Source organism: Aneurinibacillus tyrosinisolvens, assembly GCF_001015055.1.
GTDB lineage: Bacteria > Bacillota > Bacilli > Aneurinibacillales > Aneurinibacillaceae > Aneurinibacillus_A > Aneurinibacillus_A tyrosinisolvens.
The window spans coordinates 1-14,415 of record NZ_BBWZ01000069.1 but is presented as its reverse complement, the minus strand read 5'-3'; the positions used below and the strand labels follow the sequence as shown (position 1 = coordinate 14,415).

Annotated in this window: 14 protein-coding genes and 3 pseudogenes; 2 read left to right on the top strand and 15 right to left on the bottom strand. The window is 40.4% G+C overall.

The annotated features are described in order from the left end of the window. The coding region (locus MBEAL2_RS26985; protein ID WP_047155308.1) for a GDSL-type esterase/lipase family protein at nt 1-537 on the top strand (537 nt) is incomplete at its 5' end. A gap of 227 nt (nt 538-764) precedes the next feature. Here MBEAL2_RS26985 and MBEAL2_RS26980 read toward each other — a convergent pair. The 12 genes and pseudogenes from MBEAL2_RS26980 to MBEAL2_RS26940 form a co-directional block, all read right to left on the bottom strand. Continuing rightward, complete coding sequence (locus MBEAL2_RS26980; protein WP_047155307.1) at nt 765-1,148, bottom strand: hypothetical protein; 384 nt, start codon at nt 1,146-1,148, stop codon at nt 765-767. 750 nt (nt 1,149-1,898) lie between these two features. Then, nucleotides 1,899-2,367, bottom strand: a pseudogene (locus tag MBEAL2_RS26975) (CarD family transcriptional regulator). A 698-nt stretch (nt 2,368-3,065) separates the two neighbouring features. Further along, on the bottom strand, nt 3,066-3,188 hold the full coding sequence (locus MBEAL2_RS33785; RefSeq protein WP_269082521.1) for a hypothetical protein: 123 nt from the start codon (nt 3,186-3,188) through the stop codon (nt 3,066-3,068). A 1,551-nt stretch (nt 3,189-4,739) separates the two neighbouring features. Next, on the bottom strand, nt 4,740-4,823 hold the full coding sequence (gene yjcZ / locus MBEAL2_RS30785; protein WP_082130222.1) for a sporulation protein YjcZ: 84 nt from the start codon (nt 4,821-4,823) through the stop codon (nt 4,740-4,742). Between the two features lie 386 nt (nt 4,824-5,209). Next, nucleotides 5,210-5,299 carry a YjcZ family sporulation protein gene (locus tag MBEAL2_RS30780; RefSeq protein ID WP_236693035.1) on the bottom strand — a complete coding sequence of 30 codons (90 nt, stop codon included), beginning with the start codon at nt 5,297-5,299 and terminating at the stop codon, nt 5,210-5,212. 694 nt (nt 5,300-5,993) lie between these two features. Then, nucleotides 5,994-6,828, bottom strand: a pseudogene (locus MBEAL2_RS26960) (IS110 family transposase). A 150-nt stretch (nt 6,829-6,978) separates the two neighbouring features. Then, nucleotides 6,979-7,155 (bottom strand): hypothetical protein, encoded by a 177-nt coding sequence (locus MBEAL2_RS32120; RefSeq protein ID WP_161798311.1) that lies wholly within the window; start codon nt 7,153-7,155, stop codon nt 6,979-6,981. 716 nt (nt 7,156-7,871) lie between these two features. Further along, nucleotides 7,872-8,324 (bottom strand): transposase, encoded by a 453-nt coding sequence (locus MBEAL2_RS34225; RefSeq protein WP_369405542.1) that lies wholly within the window; start codon nt 8,322-8,324, stop codon nt 7,872-7,874. Between the two features lie 135 nt (nt 8,325-8,459). Beyond that, nucleotides 8,460-9,158: an IS110 family transposase gene (locus MBEAL2_RS34220; protein ID WP_369405541.1), complete on the bottom strand. Its 699-nt coding sequence runs from the start codon at nt 9,156-9,158 to the stop codon at nt 8,460-8,462. 135 nt (nt 9,159-9,293) lie between these two features. After that, nucleotides 9,294-9,554 (bottom strand): hypothetical protein, encoded by a 261-nt coding sequence (locus tag MBEAL2_RS26950; RefSeq protein WP_047155304.1) that lies wholly within the window; start codon nt 9,552-9,554, stop codon nt 9,294-9,296. Between the two features lie 173 nt (nt 9,555-9,727). Beyond that, nucleotides 9,728-10,054, bottom strand: a complete 327-nt coding sequence (locus tag MBEAL2_RS26945; protein WP_047155303.1) for a YnfA family protein — start codon at nt 10,052-10,054, stop codon at nt 9,728-9,730. Between the two features lie 350 nt (nt 10,055-10,404). Beyond that, nucleotides 10,405-10,656 carry an aldo/keto reductase gene (locus tag MBEAL2_RS26940; protein WP_047155302.1) on the bottom strand — a complete coding sequence of 84 codons (252 nt, stop codon included), beginning with the start codon at nt 10,654-10,656 and terminating at the stop codon, nt 10,405-10,407. Between the two features lie 77 nt (nt 10,657-10,733). Between MBEAL2_RS26940 and MBEAL2_RS26935 the strand changes: the two genes are divergently transcribed. Continuing rightward, nucleotides 10,734-11,747 carry an IS1595 family transposase gene (locus MBEAL2_RS26935; protein WP_047155301.1) on the top strand — a complete coding sequence of 338 codons (1,014 nt, stop codon included), beginning with the start codon at nt 10,734-10,736 and terminating at the stop codon, nt 11,745-11,747. Between the two features lie 149 nt (nt 11,748-11,896). Here the strand turns inward: MBEAL2_RS26935 and arr are convergent, their stop codons facing one another. The 3 genes and pseudogenes from arr to accA all read right to left on the bottom strand — a co-directional run bounded on the left by arr (nt 11,897) and on the right by accA (nt 14,338). Continuing rightward, nucleotides 11,897-12,313: an NAD(+)--rifampin ADP-ribosyltransferase gene (arr, locus tag MBEAL2_RS26930; RefSeq protein WP_047155300.1), complete on the bottom strand. Its 417-nt coding sequence runs from the start codon at nt 12,311-12,313 to the stop codon at nt 11,897-11,899. A gap of 299 nt (nt 12,314-12,612) precedes the next feature. Beyond that, nucleotides 12,613-13,051: pseudogene (locus tag MBEAL2_RS26925) on the bottom strand (VOC family protein). Between the two features lie 318 nt (nt 13,052-13,369). Next, nucleotides 13,370-14,338: an acetyl-CoA carboxylase carboxyl transferase subunit alpha gene (gene accA / locus MBEAL2_RS26920; protein WP_047155309.1), complete on the bottom strand. Its 969-nt coding sequence runs from the start codon at nt 14,336-14,338 to the stop codon at nt 13,370-13,372. Nucleotides 14,339-14,415 lie beyond the last annotated feature (77 nt).

The window sequence follows — 14,415 nt, the reverse complement described above, 5'->3', positions numbered from 1 at the left end:
GAAGATGGGAAGACGCGTGTCCTTTTTTCCAATGTAGGAAAGCCAGGCTGGACAAGTCAGGAATTGTTACACGGGATTAAACAGGACACAGGATTGATTAAAGCCATACAGACAGCCGATATGATTACCTGCTCCATTGGTGGCAATGATTTACTTCAGGCAGCCCGTGTTTATGATAAAAGGAACCATAAAAAAGCAGGAGACTTGGCCATTCATGCTTTTCGCCATCATTTTCTTTCCATCCATCAAAGCATGAAAGACATAAAAAAATCTTCGCGTACCCCCTATATGATCCGCTACATCGAGCTCTATAACCCACTGCCCGAACTGGCTCTCGCTCGACAATGGGTGAAAAAATTCAATCAAATTCTCCATAAAGCAGCCGACTCCCATACAAAGATTGCCCCTGTATATGCTGCCTTTTTACATCATGAAAATACACTGTTATTTATCGATGGCATCCATCCCAACAATAAGGGCCATCAATGCATAGCAGAAACCATGAGAAGCTTAGGTTATCCATCGGAACACTTCTAGACCGCTTTTGTCTGGACAAAAGGGTCTTTTACATCATCCGAGTGCGAAGAGGAGAGTCACAGGTTCGTGCCCCTTCGGGCATGCCGTTGTTAGGCCAATGCAGCAGAGTTGGCAGACCCGAGCGATTCACTATCATATTCCTTTTGGGATTTAGGTTCGGCCCGAATGAACGGTCCCCGTACCTAAACAGGCACTTTCCTTTTTAACGGAGCGTTGCTTTTTGGTTTTTATCCGGTTTTGCTCAGCATCGATTTCAGCATCGATTGCAGCATCGGGTTTTGCAAAAGATTGGTAATCTGGGCAAAATCTACATTGCCAAGAAACCCCTGAAGGAAGGCCCCTTTTCTCCCCGTTCCCGTTCCATTTTTCAGTTCTTCTGCCGGTGTAGTTTGAATGTCCGCTTCGCCCTTCCCGCGCCGTTTCCTGGCAAAACGGGAAGCACGCTGACGCCTGGGCTGTTCGCTTTTTCTTTGGGCTAGATGCTGTTTCACTTCTCCCAGTTCTACCAGGATATTTTCAAGGTTTTTCCTATGTTCCTTGGTCTCCATCACGTGCTTTTCTATTTTACGAAGCGTATTCTCAAGGTTTTCCCTATGATCCTTGGTCTCCATCGCGTATTCTTCTATTTTTCGCAGCCTATTTTCAAGGTTTCCTCTAACCTCATGGGTCCCAATGGTGTGTTTTTCTTTTTTTATTTAATGTCGTTTTTCTGGCTGATATTCGCTGGCTGATGGCCCCTCGTTCCATTCTCTGGTTTGGACTGTTCTTCTTCTTGATGACAAAACACCTCCTTTTTTGTACTCACACATTCCTTCCCTATTGTATGTTGAAAAAGACATAACGGGGATAAGGCATGTACCCAGTTTGTAAACGTCCAAGGGTTCCATGTACTTTCCAGTAATCTGTTTGCTTCCTTCTCTTTGGTTCTTGGTTTATCTTTCTTCTCCTACTCTTCAGCTCTATGCCTCCTTGCCCCCGACCTTACCCGGTTAATTTCGAATCCACTACCAAAGAACCCCATTTTCTCAACCCCTTTTCCCGTAAACTTTACTTCCATGCTATGTGTACAGGTAAGGACAAGTGTTTGGTTACAGCCTTTATTTAGAAGTTTGGATATTCCTACTCCTATAAGCAGGCAGATGGTTTACAAGTGCAAACATCTTTCTATTTCCATTTGTTTCAAAAAGGAAGCGCCGTTTAGTTTGCTGACGTATTAAAAGAGGGTGGTGCAGCAAACGTACGTCGAAAAAGCTGCATTTCTTTCAACCTGCTTTGCTTATGAAAAAAAATAGCCTAAGCTATTTCAGTCTTTTGAATATCATAAACTCTCTCCTATCAAACTCTAAAAAGCTTTTCGTTTATTATCTCTGCCTATTCATCTCGTGATTTAACAAATCAGCCGCCTGCTCTTTAGTGATTCCTATGACTACCATCAGTTCACTAATCAAGATCTTTCTTGCATTGTCCAGCATTGTGATTTCGCTCATATTAAGCATTTTTTTAGGCGTATTAAATCACGGACTACTTCCGCACCTTTCTGTACATCACCTGTTCTTATTTTATCCATGTTCAGGCCATACCTTTGGCTCCATGAGAGCGAATGATCTGATTCCTCATGATGAAAAGTAAGCAATCCCTTTTCCAATGTAAACCTATCGACAACTGGGCGTATGCTACATTTGATGCTTTCTCCACAGGAACCATGATCTGCATGTTGGTAACTGGCATTTTTATCACATAATACTGCTGTTTCTTTCCGAGAATTTCCCTTTCCTCTATGGTTTCGATTACACCTGCGCCATGCATTGGATAAACAATCTTATCGCCCATTTGAAACAAAGAATCCCCCCAATAGCGTCTTTTTTTCGAGGATATTACCGATTGTTTTCGTCCATTTGACTAAAGGGATGTGGTACCAAATATGGACCATTATTAGGGCGCTCAACTAGGACAAGATGTTATCTTTTCTCATATCCTATAGCGAAGTCAGCAAGAAAGTAGGAATCAAAGAATGCCTGATCTTCGTTGAACGTTGGCAGAAAACACAGGGAAATGGACCGTCATCAATACAAAGTCCGGTTCCTTCTATGGAAAAATTGAAAGTGTAAATAGAAGAGGCGTTACTGTATTACTGCCGGACCATTATACTGTCAATGATCCTTCCGTTAAACTCGTGGAGGAGAACATAAACGTTAAAGCAGAGGATGTTCTTACGGTGCAAGAATTTTTTAGACGCAGACGACGTTTTTTCTTCCGTCGCTTTTTCTTCCCCTTCTTTTTCTTCATTAATGGGTGCTGCTGTTTCTTATTTGCCATGGATGGTTCTACATCCATGGCTTTTTTGGTTTTACAATAAACAAGACGAATGTACATAATGGATGACCCAAAGGTCGGCTTTACTGGCTAGCCCCTTTTGTGATTTGAGTTTCTTTCCCTTGCGAAAACAGAAGATCTTATCGATTAACACCTTTCTCCGCACGCACAAGCGATAATAACCAAGAGAATAAAGAAAGGAAGGTACTTTCACGTTATTCGCTCGATTTACGTTGTTCTTTGGCTGATTTACGTGATTTACGTCGTTCTTTGGCTGATTTACGTGATTCACGTTGTTCTTTGGCTGATTTACGCCGCTTACTACCAAATAGTCCCATTCTTTCACCTCCTTTTGATGTGAGATCTAATTCCATATTATGTGGAGTAAGAACAAGTGGTAGATTAATATAATGGTTTATAGGCATAATGTAAGAATCAGGTATAAATATAACGTCCGATAATTGTCAAACTGGTGCGACAAGTAAGTCGCTTTCATATATACAGTGCAGCGCTAGTCTCATTTGCTGGTATGCTGCTAGCCTAGTCGCAAAGGCTATCTCTGCCCAAAACAGCGTCGGAGGGGTTGGTTGCATGAGGAAAATGCGGAAACAGAGGATGAGTGTACCATCCAGAACACTGCTAGGAGAAGATGGGTAAGGCTGCACCTCTTGGTACAGCTTGCGGTGAACGAAAGTGAAGGTTTGTAAGCTTCGTAAAGGTTAGCCTGAGATGGTTCACAGCTTCGCTCAGGTATTGGTAAGAGGAAAAGCGGAGTTATAAGGCCGATCTGACGCGACCCACATCTTACCCGGAGTAAAGAACCCACCTGTCCCCATCGTATCTGTGGGAAGGGAAACTTGGTAAGCCCGATGGTATCTGCGTGAGCAGTAGAGCGATGGCAACATCTATCAATGTGCTAGCGGGTAAAGGATGTCGGAGAAAGCGAATGCCGTTATGCCGAAAGGCAACAGGAAATCCGAAAAGGTATAACGGGACGGATACTGTCGGTCGAAAGGCTTTTGCCATGACAGAACCCGAAAGGGTGCAGACTGAAGGCACATCTTCAACATGGAGCGTAAATTGATGGCTATCTTTTGACGTAAGGAACGTGCTGCGATGTATGCTAATCATTTCGGTTAGTCCGCGCACACTTCGCTTACTTTGTAAGTGACGAGGATACGGTCAAACAACGACCGTGCCTTATAGAAAGCTTCGTTTTCTATAAGGGGGAAAAAGAAGGCTTGAGCCGTATGAGTTGAAAGGCTCACGTACGGTTCTGAGGGGAGAAAGGGGCAGCGATGCCCCCGACTTACCCGACTAAAACCCACTTTTGTGTGCTCAAAAGTGGGTTGAGGGGAAAATCGATGAGGCTCTTTAGTGGTGGATGAAATGGGTATCATTCTATTCTTTTTCATTTTATGTAAAAGGTGATAGACGAGTGTTAGAGAAAACGCCTGTTTTATGTAGAGAAGTTTAGTTATAGGAAGCGAATAGAAAAAAGAACCCTTTTGTGAGCTTAAAAGGGTTCTTGGTTCCTCCTTATTAGTTACATATACAAATGATAATCACGAGAAGAATAAAGAGAACCAGAATGAAGGAAAATTCAAATTCCTCACGACAAAAGCCCATGTTCTTACCTCCTTTTACGTTAAGAGATAATGCTATATATATATGTGCATAGAAGCGGACGAGTGTTGGGTTACTGCCTTACGTCAAGCCTGATATAAAAACAAACGTCTGACTATATGTAAAATGTAAACTAAAGCAGTTATCATGTATTGACCCAGAACAGCTGCTTTATTGTGTCCGATAATTTCACTTATGTATGCAAAAAGCCAGCCTGGATTCAGGCTGGCTTTCCTTATCCTCATTTTTCAAGGCTAGTCCGATTATACTGCACACGAAATAACAACTAAGAGGATAAACAGAACCAGAATAAACGAAAATTCTCTTTCTCCACCAAAGAATCCCATTGTATGACCTCCCAATATATAAGTGATTGAACTCCATTCATACTATGTAGATAGGGAGGGACAAGTGTTGGATGAATACCCGTATTTTGTAAATTGGATAAAAGCCGAAAAAGTAACGAACCAACGAACACCACGAAAACCTCTTTTCAAAAGAAGTTTTCGAAGTGGGAGCATGGGTTTTTTGGTTTCATTCTGGTATTCTTTATCCTGCTTGTACTAACAAGTTATGCAGAAGGGTCGAAACATGTGTCAAGGCACTCCCCCCATTCTTACACATATTAGTAAATTTACAGTTTATGTCCAATAAGACGCAAACTGTAAAGTAAAAAAACCCACCGTAGGTTGAGGTGGGCTTTCCTTATCCTCATTTTTCAAGGGTAGTCCGATTAACGATCACATGCACACGAAATAACAACTAAGAGAATAAACAGAACCAGAATGAACGAAAATCCTCTTTCTCCACCAAAGCATCCCATAGTATGACCTCCCCTATATAAGTGATTGAACTCCATTCATACTATGTAGATAGGTAGAGACGAGTGTTGGATGAATACCCGTATTTTGTAAATTGGATAAAAGCCGTACTTGGGGTTTGTCATGTTTGGGAAATACCACAAAATCATCTGTTTTATTTAAAATGCGATTTCTTCTTCTTGTGGGATTGCTCCGTTTTTCTACATGCTTTAGCGTATGTTTCCCATGTTCTGTTAATACGACCCTGGTTATGCAGACTTTACTCTACTAAGCTCCCTCTATGATAAAACGCATATCTCGTATTTTCTCTTGTTTTCTCAGATTTTCAAGGTCATTTAAGTTTAGTAGATGATTTCTCATTGGAATGAGGAGGAAGTTTAGGATATTTTTGGAGCTTAGGGGCAAAAAAAGCCATAATTAATTAGCCACTTATATCCAAAAAAGTGGATATTTAATCAAATTATGGTTGCACTCATGGATCCCCACATCTCTCATGGAGGTCAACCCTCCCATGTCTCACAGAGTCTTCGCTCCCAAATTCCTTCGTCCAACCTTTCCATGAGGTGGATGTCAGTAATGCTGCCCGACAGGGTCTTTGCCCGTAGTATAGTTGAATACCTGACTCATCCGTGCTTCAAATGTCTACTACATCTTTCAAACTTCCATACGCCTGATTAACCCCTAGAAAACAAACGATTAAGCTGCACTCTTTACGAGTACCATATGAGGGATATCCCTTAACATTCTTTCTTCACTAAACTCACACTGCTTTTTACCGACAGTAAACAAGACACGAATCAATTTATTACACAAAGCGATGAGAGACTGCATCTTTTTCAAAGGATGGTTCGGTCGCTTCGTATAGTACGCATGCAGGGCTTTAAAGGCTGTATTCTTCATCAGAGAGTTTTACTAACTCATTCGGTAGTTGATTGAGCTTTAATAATTGGAGTGCCGCTTTGCCTTCCCAGTCTTTAAACACGGTCAGAAACTCTGGGAAATATCGGTCTAACCAGTTATGGATTTGTCCCTGCACAGCTTGAAGGTCAACCGATAAAAGATCACGTATTTTTCTTGCCACACGAAGTTCGGCATACACTCCTTGCGGAATGTTGGGTTCAGCGTATCTTCCATCTTTGACTAACTGTGCAATGACTCTGGCGTCCTTCACATCGTTCTTGGTTGGTGAATTATCATCTAACTCTTTACTTTTCTTGACGTGCATCGGATTAACAACAACGAATTTGATACCCTGCTCTCTCAAGAAATGAGCGAGGTTTAGCCAATAATGACCGGTAGGCTCCATTCCTACAATGACCTTAGCCATCCCCTGTTTCCTACTTATCTGCCCTATCCAATCGATAAAGGAATCAAAGCCATATTTTGTATTTTCAAAGGAAAGAGGGGCTCCAAACTCCATCCCTCTAAAATCTTGTGCACGCGCGACGTGTTTGAATTTAGCAATATCAACACCGATAATGAGCGTTTCCGAAGTGATTTGAGCAATCTTTTGATTTTGGTTATAATTCATAGAGAGTCCTCCTTGGTTATCAGTTAAGGGTCCTAGCGCTGCAGCACCGGACACCTCGTATCTTACCAAAGGGGCTCTTTTTCGATCAAACCTCAAATTTCTTTATTACAGGAATGCTGCCCGTTAGTGCGGTAAATAAATAAGGATGGACTATTCTCCATCCTGTAATTTTTGTATGTGTTTATTAATTAAATCTACTTGGGCATACAACCTCATACGTTCTGTCCAATCCATAGGTTTAATTACTTCAGATTTAATTTCCTCTTTTAGTGATATTAATACCCCTATATCACTCATGGTGTTTATTTTTTTAATGAACGATTCCACCAGTTTATATCCCCTTTATATTAAGAAATACATGATAATGACTTTCTTGTGGCGATTCTATAATTGAAAGCGTTTCCCATTCAAGTGAAATATAAGACACAATTTGTTGATGCTGTTCCGCCCTTCTGCCCATTAGTTGAGCAAATAAAAAAAGACTACCGAAGCAGCCTCTTATTGAACTAACGATTCCCGTCCCTCGGTATTCCCTCGGTATTAAGGGGATTTCTCACGTATGCTCGCTCATTCGCAGGATTTCATCACCTTGAATGCAGAGGAGTTGGTGGAAAATAAGTTAGATTGAACCAGGGGTGGTGAATTTGGGCGTATTTAAATAGAAGAAACGATAACGAGTCTCCTTGGAAATCTTTTACTGCACGTTTCCTCCACCACGTTTCCTTGGAAGTTCACCCTCCCACGGCTCAACGGGTCCATTGCCCTTACATTCCTTCGTTACACTTGTCCAAGGTGTGGAGACCGATGACGGTTTAGCTAACAGGTCTGTGCCCTTCTGGGAATCGAACTCGGTCCTCCGTGCTTTCTTTGTCAAAATCCTGCGAACGAGCCAATCTGCGTGAAATTGGTTAACTTATGACGTTAATTTATTCTGTAAATACAAGTGGAGGAGGACGTAGCCCCGTAGTGAACCTGACCGCAGGTCAGGCAAACTAGGGGAACGCGAAGCGCTTTCCTCCTTCTCTTTTCTATATCATCCAAAGCTATGCGGCCTGATCGTATGGAGGGGCTGCCTTGTCAGGAGAAAAGGCTTCTCCGTGTTGAACGATCCCAATTAAGATTCGTGCTAGTTTGCCAACCAATTTAAAAATGGAACGCTGCTTTTTCATGTGTTTGACTTCTACGTTATGCTCATGCCACTGTTTGAAAGCCGGATTGTTGGCTACCAATTGGGTCGTAGCTAGATACATGTATTTGCGCAATGTAGCGTCTCCACGCTTGGAAAGCACAATCTGCCCTTTTCGCTTTCCAGACATACTTTCGGCCAGGTTTAATCCCGCTCTACGCAGTAATTGGCGGCCATGGGCATATTGTTTAAGATCACCTGCGCCCGCTAGAATGGCAGCCGTAAAAATAGGGCCGAGACCCTTAATGGTTCGGAGTTGCTGGGCCAGAGGAATTTCACCTAGCAGACTTTGGATATCCTGTTCGATCACATCGAGTATTCCGACGATACGTTCATACTCCTGTATGAGTCGTTGTAAGTCCTGCTTCGCTTCATGGAGAGCTGTCGTATCTCCAATACTTTGTTTGGCCTCAGAGATGAGATGGGAAGCTCGTTGGGATACCCGTCATACCACCCGGTCGCTGCCTATGCTTTTCCAACGCTGAAGGACCTCTTCTACCGTTAAAGACCGCAGGTCTAGTGGGGTAGGAAACTCTTTTAATGTAGCCATGGAACGCGGGCATGTCCAGTCTTTAAATACCGAGGTATACTCCGGAAAACGAATGTCCAACCATCGGATGAGACGATTCTGCAGCCGGACACTATTCTTTATCCAAAACTCCCGATCACTCATGATGGTACGCAGCCTTTGGAATTCCTCTGCTTGACGTTTGTAATCCGAGTAATAACCCCGACTGACGACATCAGCGATGACCAACGCATCTTTGGGATCACTCTTGGAAGGAGAATGATCACGATTCTCCTTGTTTCGTTTGGTTGTGGCAGGATTGACCAATACAACGTTGATTCCCTTATCAAGAAGCCAGTTTGCCAGGTTAAACCAGTAATGTCCGGTCGGCTCCATGCCGATAATGAGCTGATTCAAGTGGTGCTTTTTCTGAAGTCCGCCAAACCACCGTTCTAATTTCTCAAATCCTTCTTGTTCATTGGTAAAGGTAAGATGTCGAGGGGTAAGAACAATCCCCCGAAAGTTTGTCGCTTGCGCGACATGTTTTTCTTTCGCCATATCAATTCCTATAACAAGATGGGAAGGGGTAATTCTTTCTATCCGTTGATTTTGACCCTGAGATTGTTTAAACTTCATAGTAAGAGCGCCTCCTTGATGGGTTTTTAGGGCTTTGACCCTGTGCACACCCCCATCATACCGAGGCGCTCCTTTTTTGGCAAAGGCTGCTTCTTAGCCTCTACAGGAATGTTTAGTTGCATAAAGTCCCTTTTATTATCCAAGATAAATAATTTTATTTTCTTGTTTTTTCGCACGAATTACTATATTTGCAGTTAAATGTTCTGGTTTTTCATACGCTGACTGAATTTCTTGAAAAAGTTCGTTAATTATATCTTCAAGTTCACCTAATGTTAGTGATTTTGAAAGATTTTTTGTTCTTGCAATTTCATACTTTTTAAATGAACTATCGTATCCATTTATCGTCTCTTCTCCAACAGCATTTATTTCAAATTCCACTTTTATCTGACTTTCCATACTGTATACCTCCTAACAAGTTGTAAATGCCATTCATATTTTTCCATCCTGCTTCTTTAACTATTCTGCCCGTTAGTTGTGCAAATAAAAAACGACTGCCGTAACAGCCGTACTTCACTATCGGTTCCCATTATTGAAATAAGAACCTCTAACTATTTCGTTAAAGATTTATTCTAATTCCTTGGTGCCCAGAGCATGACAGAAACACCTACAAGGCATATGGATGCTCCAATCCAATCATACATATCTGGTGCTTTCTTATCTACCCACCATCCCCACAAGACAGCAAGTGTGACAAAAACACCACCATAAGCGGCATATACTCTTCCGAAGGTTGGAAAACTCTGAAACGTAGGGATGATACCGTATAGGATAAGAATGATGCCTCCAACTACTCCGTACCATAATGGCTTAGATTCTCTTAACCACAGCCAAACAAGATAACCTCCACCAATTTCAGCTAACCCAGCTATAAAAAATAGGAATATTGCATAAATCATTTTACAATCACTCCACCAATTAACCTATCATGTTATTTTATCATTTTTAATGCTATCTAAGTGGGGTCCATTGTTAGATTTTATGCTGCTCAATTTCGCTAGCCTGCTCGTTAGCGTAACAAAAAAACGACTGTCGAAACAGCCGTATTTAACTAACGATTCCCGTTACCACAATAAGCAATTTTCTTCGGACACCTCCAAAACTGTATATTCTTTGCATAAAGATGCTACTATAGAATGGCATAAAATTGTGTCGCAAAACTTGAAGTTTACACTTACACACGATAGAAAAAATCCTCATCCGTTGTTTCGTGATGAGGATTTTGCTTTTTTTGAAGTATTATTACGTGTTATTTGCCCACTCTATTTGCGTATTCTGCCGGATAGCGATCTCCTGATACCTCTATCTTCGAGAGTGCGTCATTCAAATGACTAAGTTCCTCATGAGTCAGCTCAACGTCAACTCCGCCAAGATTTTCTTCCAGACGTTCCAATTTGCGCGTACCGGGAATCGGAACAATCCATGGCTTCTGGGCAAGCACCCATGCCAGTGCTATTTGAGCTGGTGTTGCGCTTTTCCTTTCAGCAATTTTCTTTATCAATAGCTGTTTTCGTATAGATTGTTGCTTATGAGGTAATGATGTATATAAGAGCAAAATCTGTGCGGGAGGCGTTGACGATGGATTGGAGCGTGGTGTATCGAGATTTTACCGACTTATCCAAAGAAGAACAAATCAATCTGTTTGAAGCCATTAAGGATACTTTATTCCCCGAAGCTAATACAGGTTTAGGGAATATGGTCGGTGAAATCCGTGAAACAAGATTCTATACAGGTATCGCTTGCGTTCATTGTGGTAGCAAGACTATCAAGCGAAATGGAAAATACCGAACTCGTCAACGTTATTTATGCAAGGATTGTGGGAAGTCATCTAACGACATGACCGCAAGCCCTATTAGTGGTACTCGTTATCCTCAAAAGTGGTTGGATTACTTTCAAATGATGGTCAAAGGATACACTCTGCCCAAAATCTCCAAAAAACTTAAAATCCATATTTCAACAGCTTTTTATTGGAGACACAAAATCCTTAATGCTCTCCGAACCATTGGATTCGACTCGCTGAAAGGTATTGTAGAGAGTGATGAAACCTTCTTCTTAGAGTCCTATAAAGGGAAGAAGAACATTACCCACCGCAAGGCTCGTAAAAGAGGCGGAAAAGCTACCAAAAGAGGGATTAGCAACGAGCAAATTTGTGTAGTTGTTGCACAAGACCGTAATGGTGTTATCCTTTCTAAGATGGCAGGGAGAGGTCGTGTGACCGCAAAAGCGATTGACGAAGTGATGGGTTCGTATATTGACCCCTCTGCTTTGCTATGCTCCGATTCTGCCACCAACTATAAAACTTTCGCCAAAAGTAAGGGCTTAGAACATGAAGCTGTAAATATCCGTAAAGGTGTTTATGTTAAGAAAGGGATTTACCATATTCAGCATGTAAACAACTACCATATGCGTTTGAAGAAATGGATGAAGCGATTTCAAGGTGTTGCCACCAAATATCTCGACAACTACCTTTACTGGTTCCGATTCCTTGAAGTTATCAAGAAATTGGATACCAGGGATAAGCCAAAATCAATGCTCCTTAGCGCTTGTAAAAAGGCGGATTTTACGACTATCAAACAGTTGCGAAGTGCATAGAAAAAACCTTGTGTAAAAAGGCTTTATTCTTGAATATCTTGACTTTTATAATCCAGCTTGAATTATAATCTTTTCTTGTGAAGCGCGGACTTTTCCATCATCATTAACCTTACCTTCGCTAAAAATGTTGCGAATTGTATATTTATGGATTAATCGTATATTACAAATTTCCCTTCTTCACGTAACTTATTTATAGATGCAATCATATGATTTATTTGTTCATCGGAATGTCTTTCCCATGAACTTAATTCAGCTATTATTTTCAATGGTGATTTAGATCTATAGGAACGTGTTGGGTTCCCAGGAAATTTTTTGTCAGTTACGTTTGGGTCATTTTCAAATTCACCTAATGGTTCTACAATATAAATTCTTTCTTTTGATTTAGATGTTGCTAATTCAGCACCCCATTTAGCAGCATCTAATGTTGCAGTAAAATATATATAGTTAGATTTTTTATCTTGGTAATTTGATAAGTGTTGTGGTTCTAATAAATCTCCAATTTTTAGTTCTGCTTTAGTACCATGAAAAAAAGGACCATTATCTAAGACATCTTTTTTGTCATTCATACTGATACACCTCTTTTATATTTTAAGATTTGTGTAATGACATTATAGTATCCGAATTACAAAAAAAGAATCTGTGCGATTGTGGAAGAATAGTCATGTAATGTGTAGCTTTTGGAATAATTATACCATGCAATCTAAATGTAAGTAAAAAAGCAACAAACTTTACGCAAAGAGCTTTGACAAAACATACGCTAAGACATATTCTAGAAAAAAATCCGGTTTTTCCTACGCTAAGGAAGGAAGAACCGGTTTTATAGTTTATTGTGCTATAGACACCCGTTAGCTTTAACCTTCAATAGTTATTTGATTTTCTCAGCCAATTCCAAAATAATTCCTTCTGGACCACGAACATAACATAACTTATAACTTTCTTCATATTGCTGTATCTCACTAAAGATTTCCGTGCCCTTCTTTTTCAATTTGGCAACAATGGCTTCAATATCTTCAACAGCAAATGCAATATGTCGGATACCCAGCTTATTTGCAAAGGGTTTCTGAAAATCTTGTTCATCTGACGGCGTATAAAATTTGACTAGCTCTATCCATGCCTGACCGTCTGGCGTTCGCAATCCTACACATGCTGTTTTAACGTCAGTAAGCCCAACTACCTGACCCAACCACTCTCCTTCCATTTCCCATTCCCCTTCCACTTCAAGTCCCAAATCGAGAAAAAAATGCTTTAGCTGCTGAAAGATCATTTACGTTTACACTCACATGATCTATTCGATGGATCTTCATATCCCATACCTCCTAGTACCTAAAATTAACACACATGTATTCTAAAGATTTCTTCTCGATTGCTAATAAATTTTCCTCTTTATCCAACAAACTGGGGCGTTTGTTGGAAGACTAGAAGCATCTGTTCAATTCGGTTTTACTAATAATAAAACCTGTTTAGCGCTCAATTATCCTGCCCGATAGCTGAATAAAGAAAAAGAAGCCATTAGATGCGGCTCCTTAACTATTGATTCCCGTTAGCTGAACAAAGATTCTTCTACTTTTCTTAATAACTAATTGTTACTTCGAAAAAAAGCCAACATTAAATTTGATTAATATCTATGAAAGAATATTATTAAACTTGTACTTCCCGATTACTCTATATTTGTTGTATCTATGTTCAATTATTCTTTCAGCCGAATACGTTGAGAGCTCAATTAGAGAATTCTTAATAATACTCTTTAAAATCATAGCTTGCTCTTCATGATTATTATGTGCCCCGCCTTTTACCTCTGGAACTATTTCATCTATTATTCCTAATTCCTTTAAGTCAGGTGCCGTTATCTTCATCAAATTTGCTGCGAGCTGACCTTTTGAACTGTCTTTCCAGAGCAATGCTGCTGCTGATTCTGGAGCAATCACTGAAAACCAAGTATTCTCTAACATATGAATGTGATTTCCTACCCCTATTGCTAAAGCCCCTCCGCTTGCTCCTTCACCAATAATGATGCAAATGATGGGAACTTTTAAGCTTGACATCTCAAAGATGTTTTCAGCAAGTGCTCTGGATTGTCCTCTTTCTTCTGCTTCTTTACCTGGGAAGGCACCTTTTGTATCTATAAGTGTGATAATAGGTCGATTAAACTTTTCCGCTTGTTTCATTAATCTTAGGGCTTTTCTGTACCCTTCAGGGTTTGGCATTCCAAAATTTCTTAATAAATTTTCCTTTGTATCTCTTCCCCTTAGTTGACCAATGATGGTAACAGGGATTCCCTCAAACTTAGCAATTCCACCAACAATTGCTTTGTCGTCACCATAGTAGTGGTCGCCATGTAATTCAATAAAGTTTTCAAACAATAACGGAATATAGTCAAGAGTAGTTGGTCTCATTGGATGTCGAGCAATTTGAACTCTTTGCCAAGGTGTCAAATTATTATAAATTTCGCTTTCTAACTTCTCGATTCTTTGCTTAAATCTTGACATTTCATCAGATAAATCAAGATTACTTTCATCCATAAACTTTTGTAGTTCAGACAGTTTAGCTCTAAGCTCTACCAATGGTTTTTCAAAATCTAAATAATTATTAATTTTAGGCACCTCCGCTAATCACACTTACCTTATATATTCCATATTTATTCCATGATGCCTTTCTTATTAAACTATCC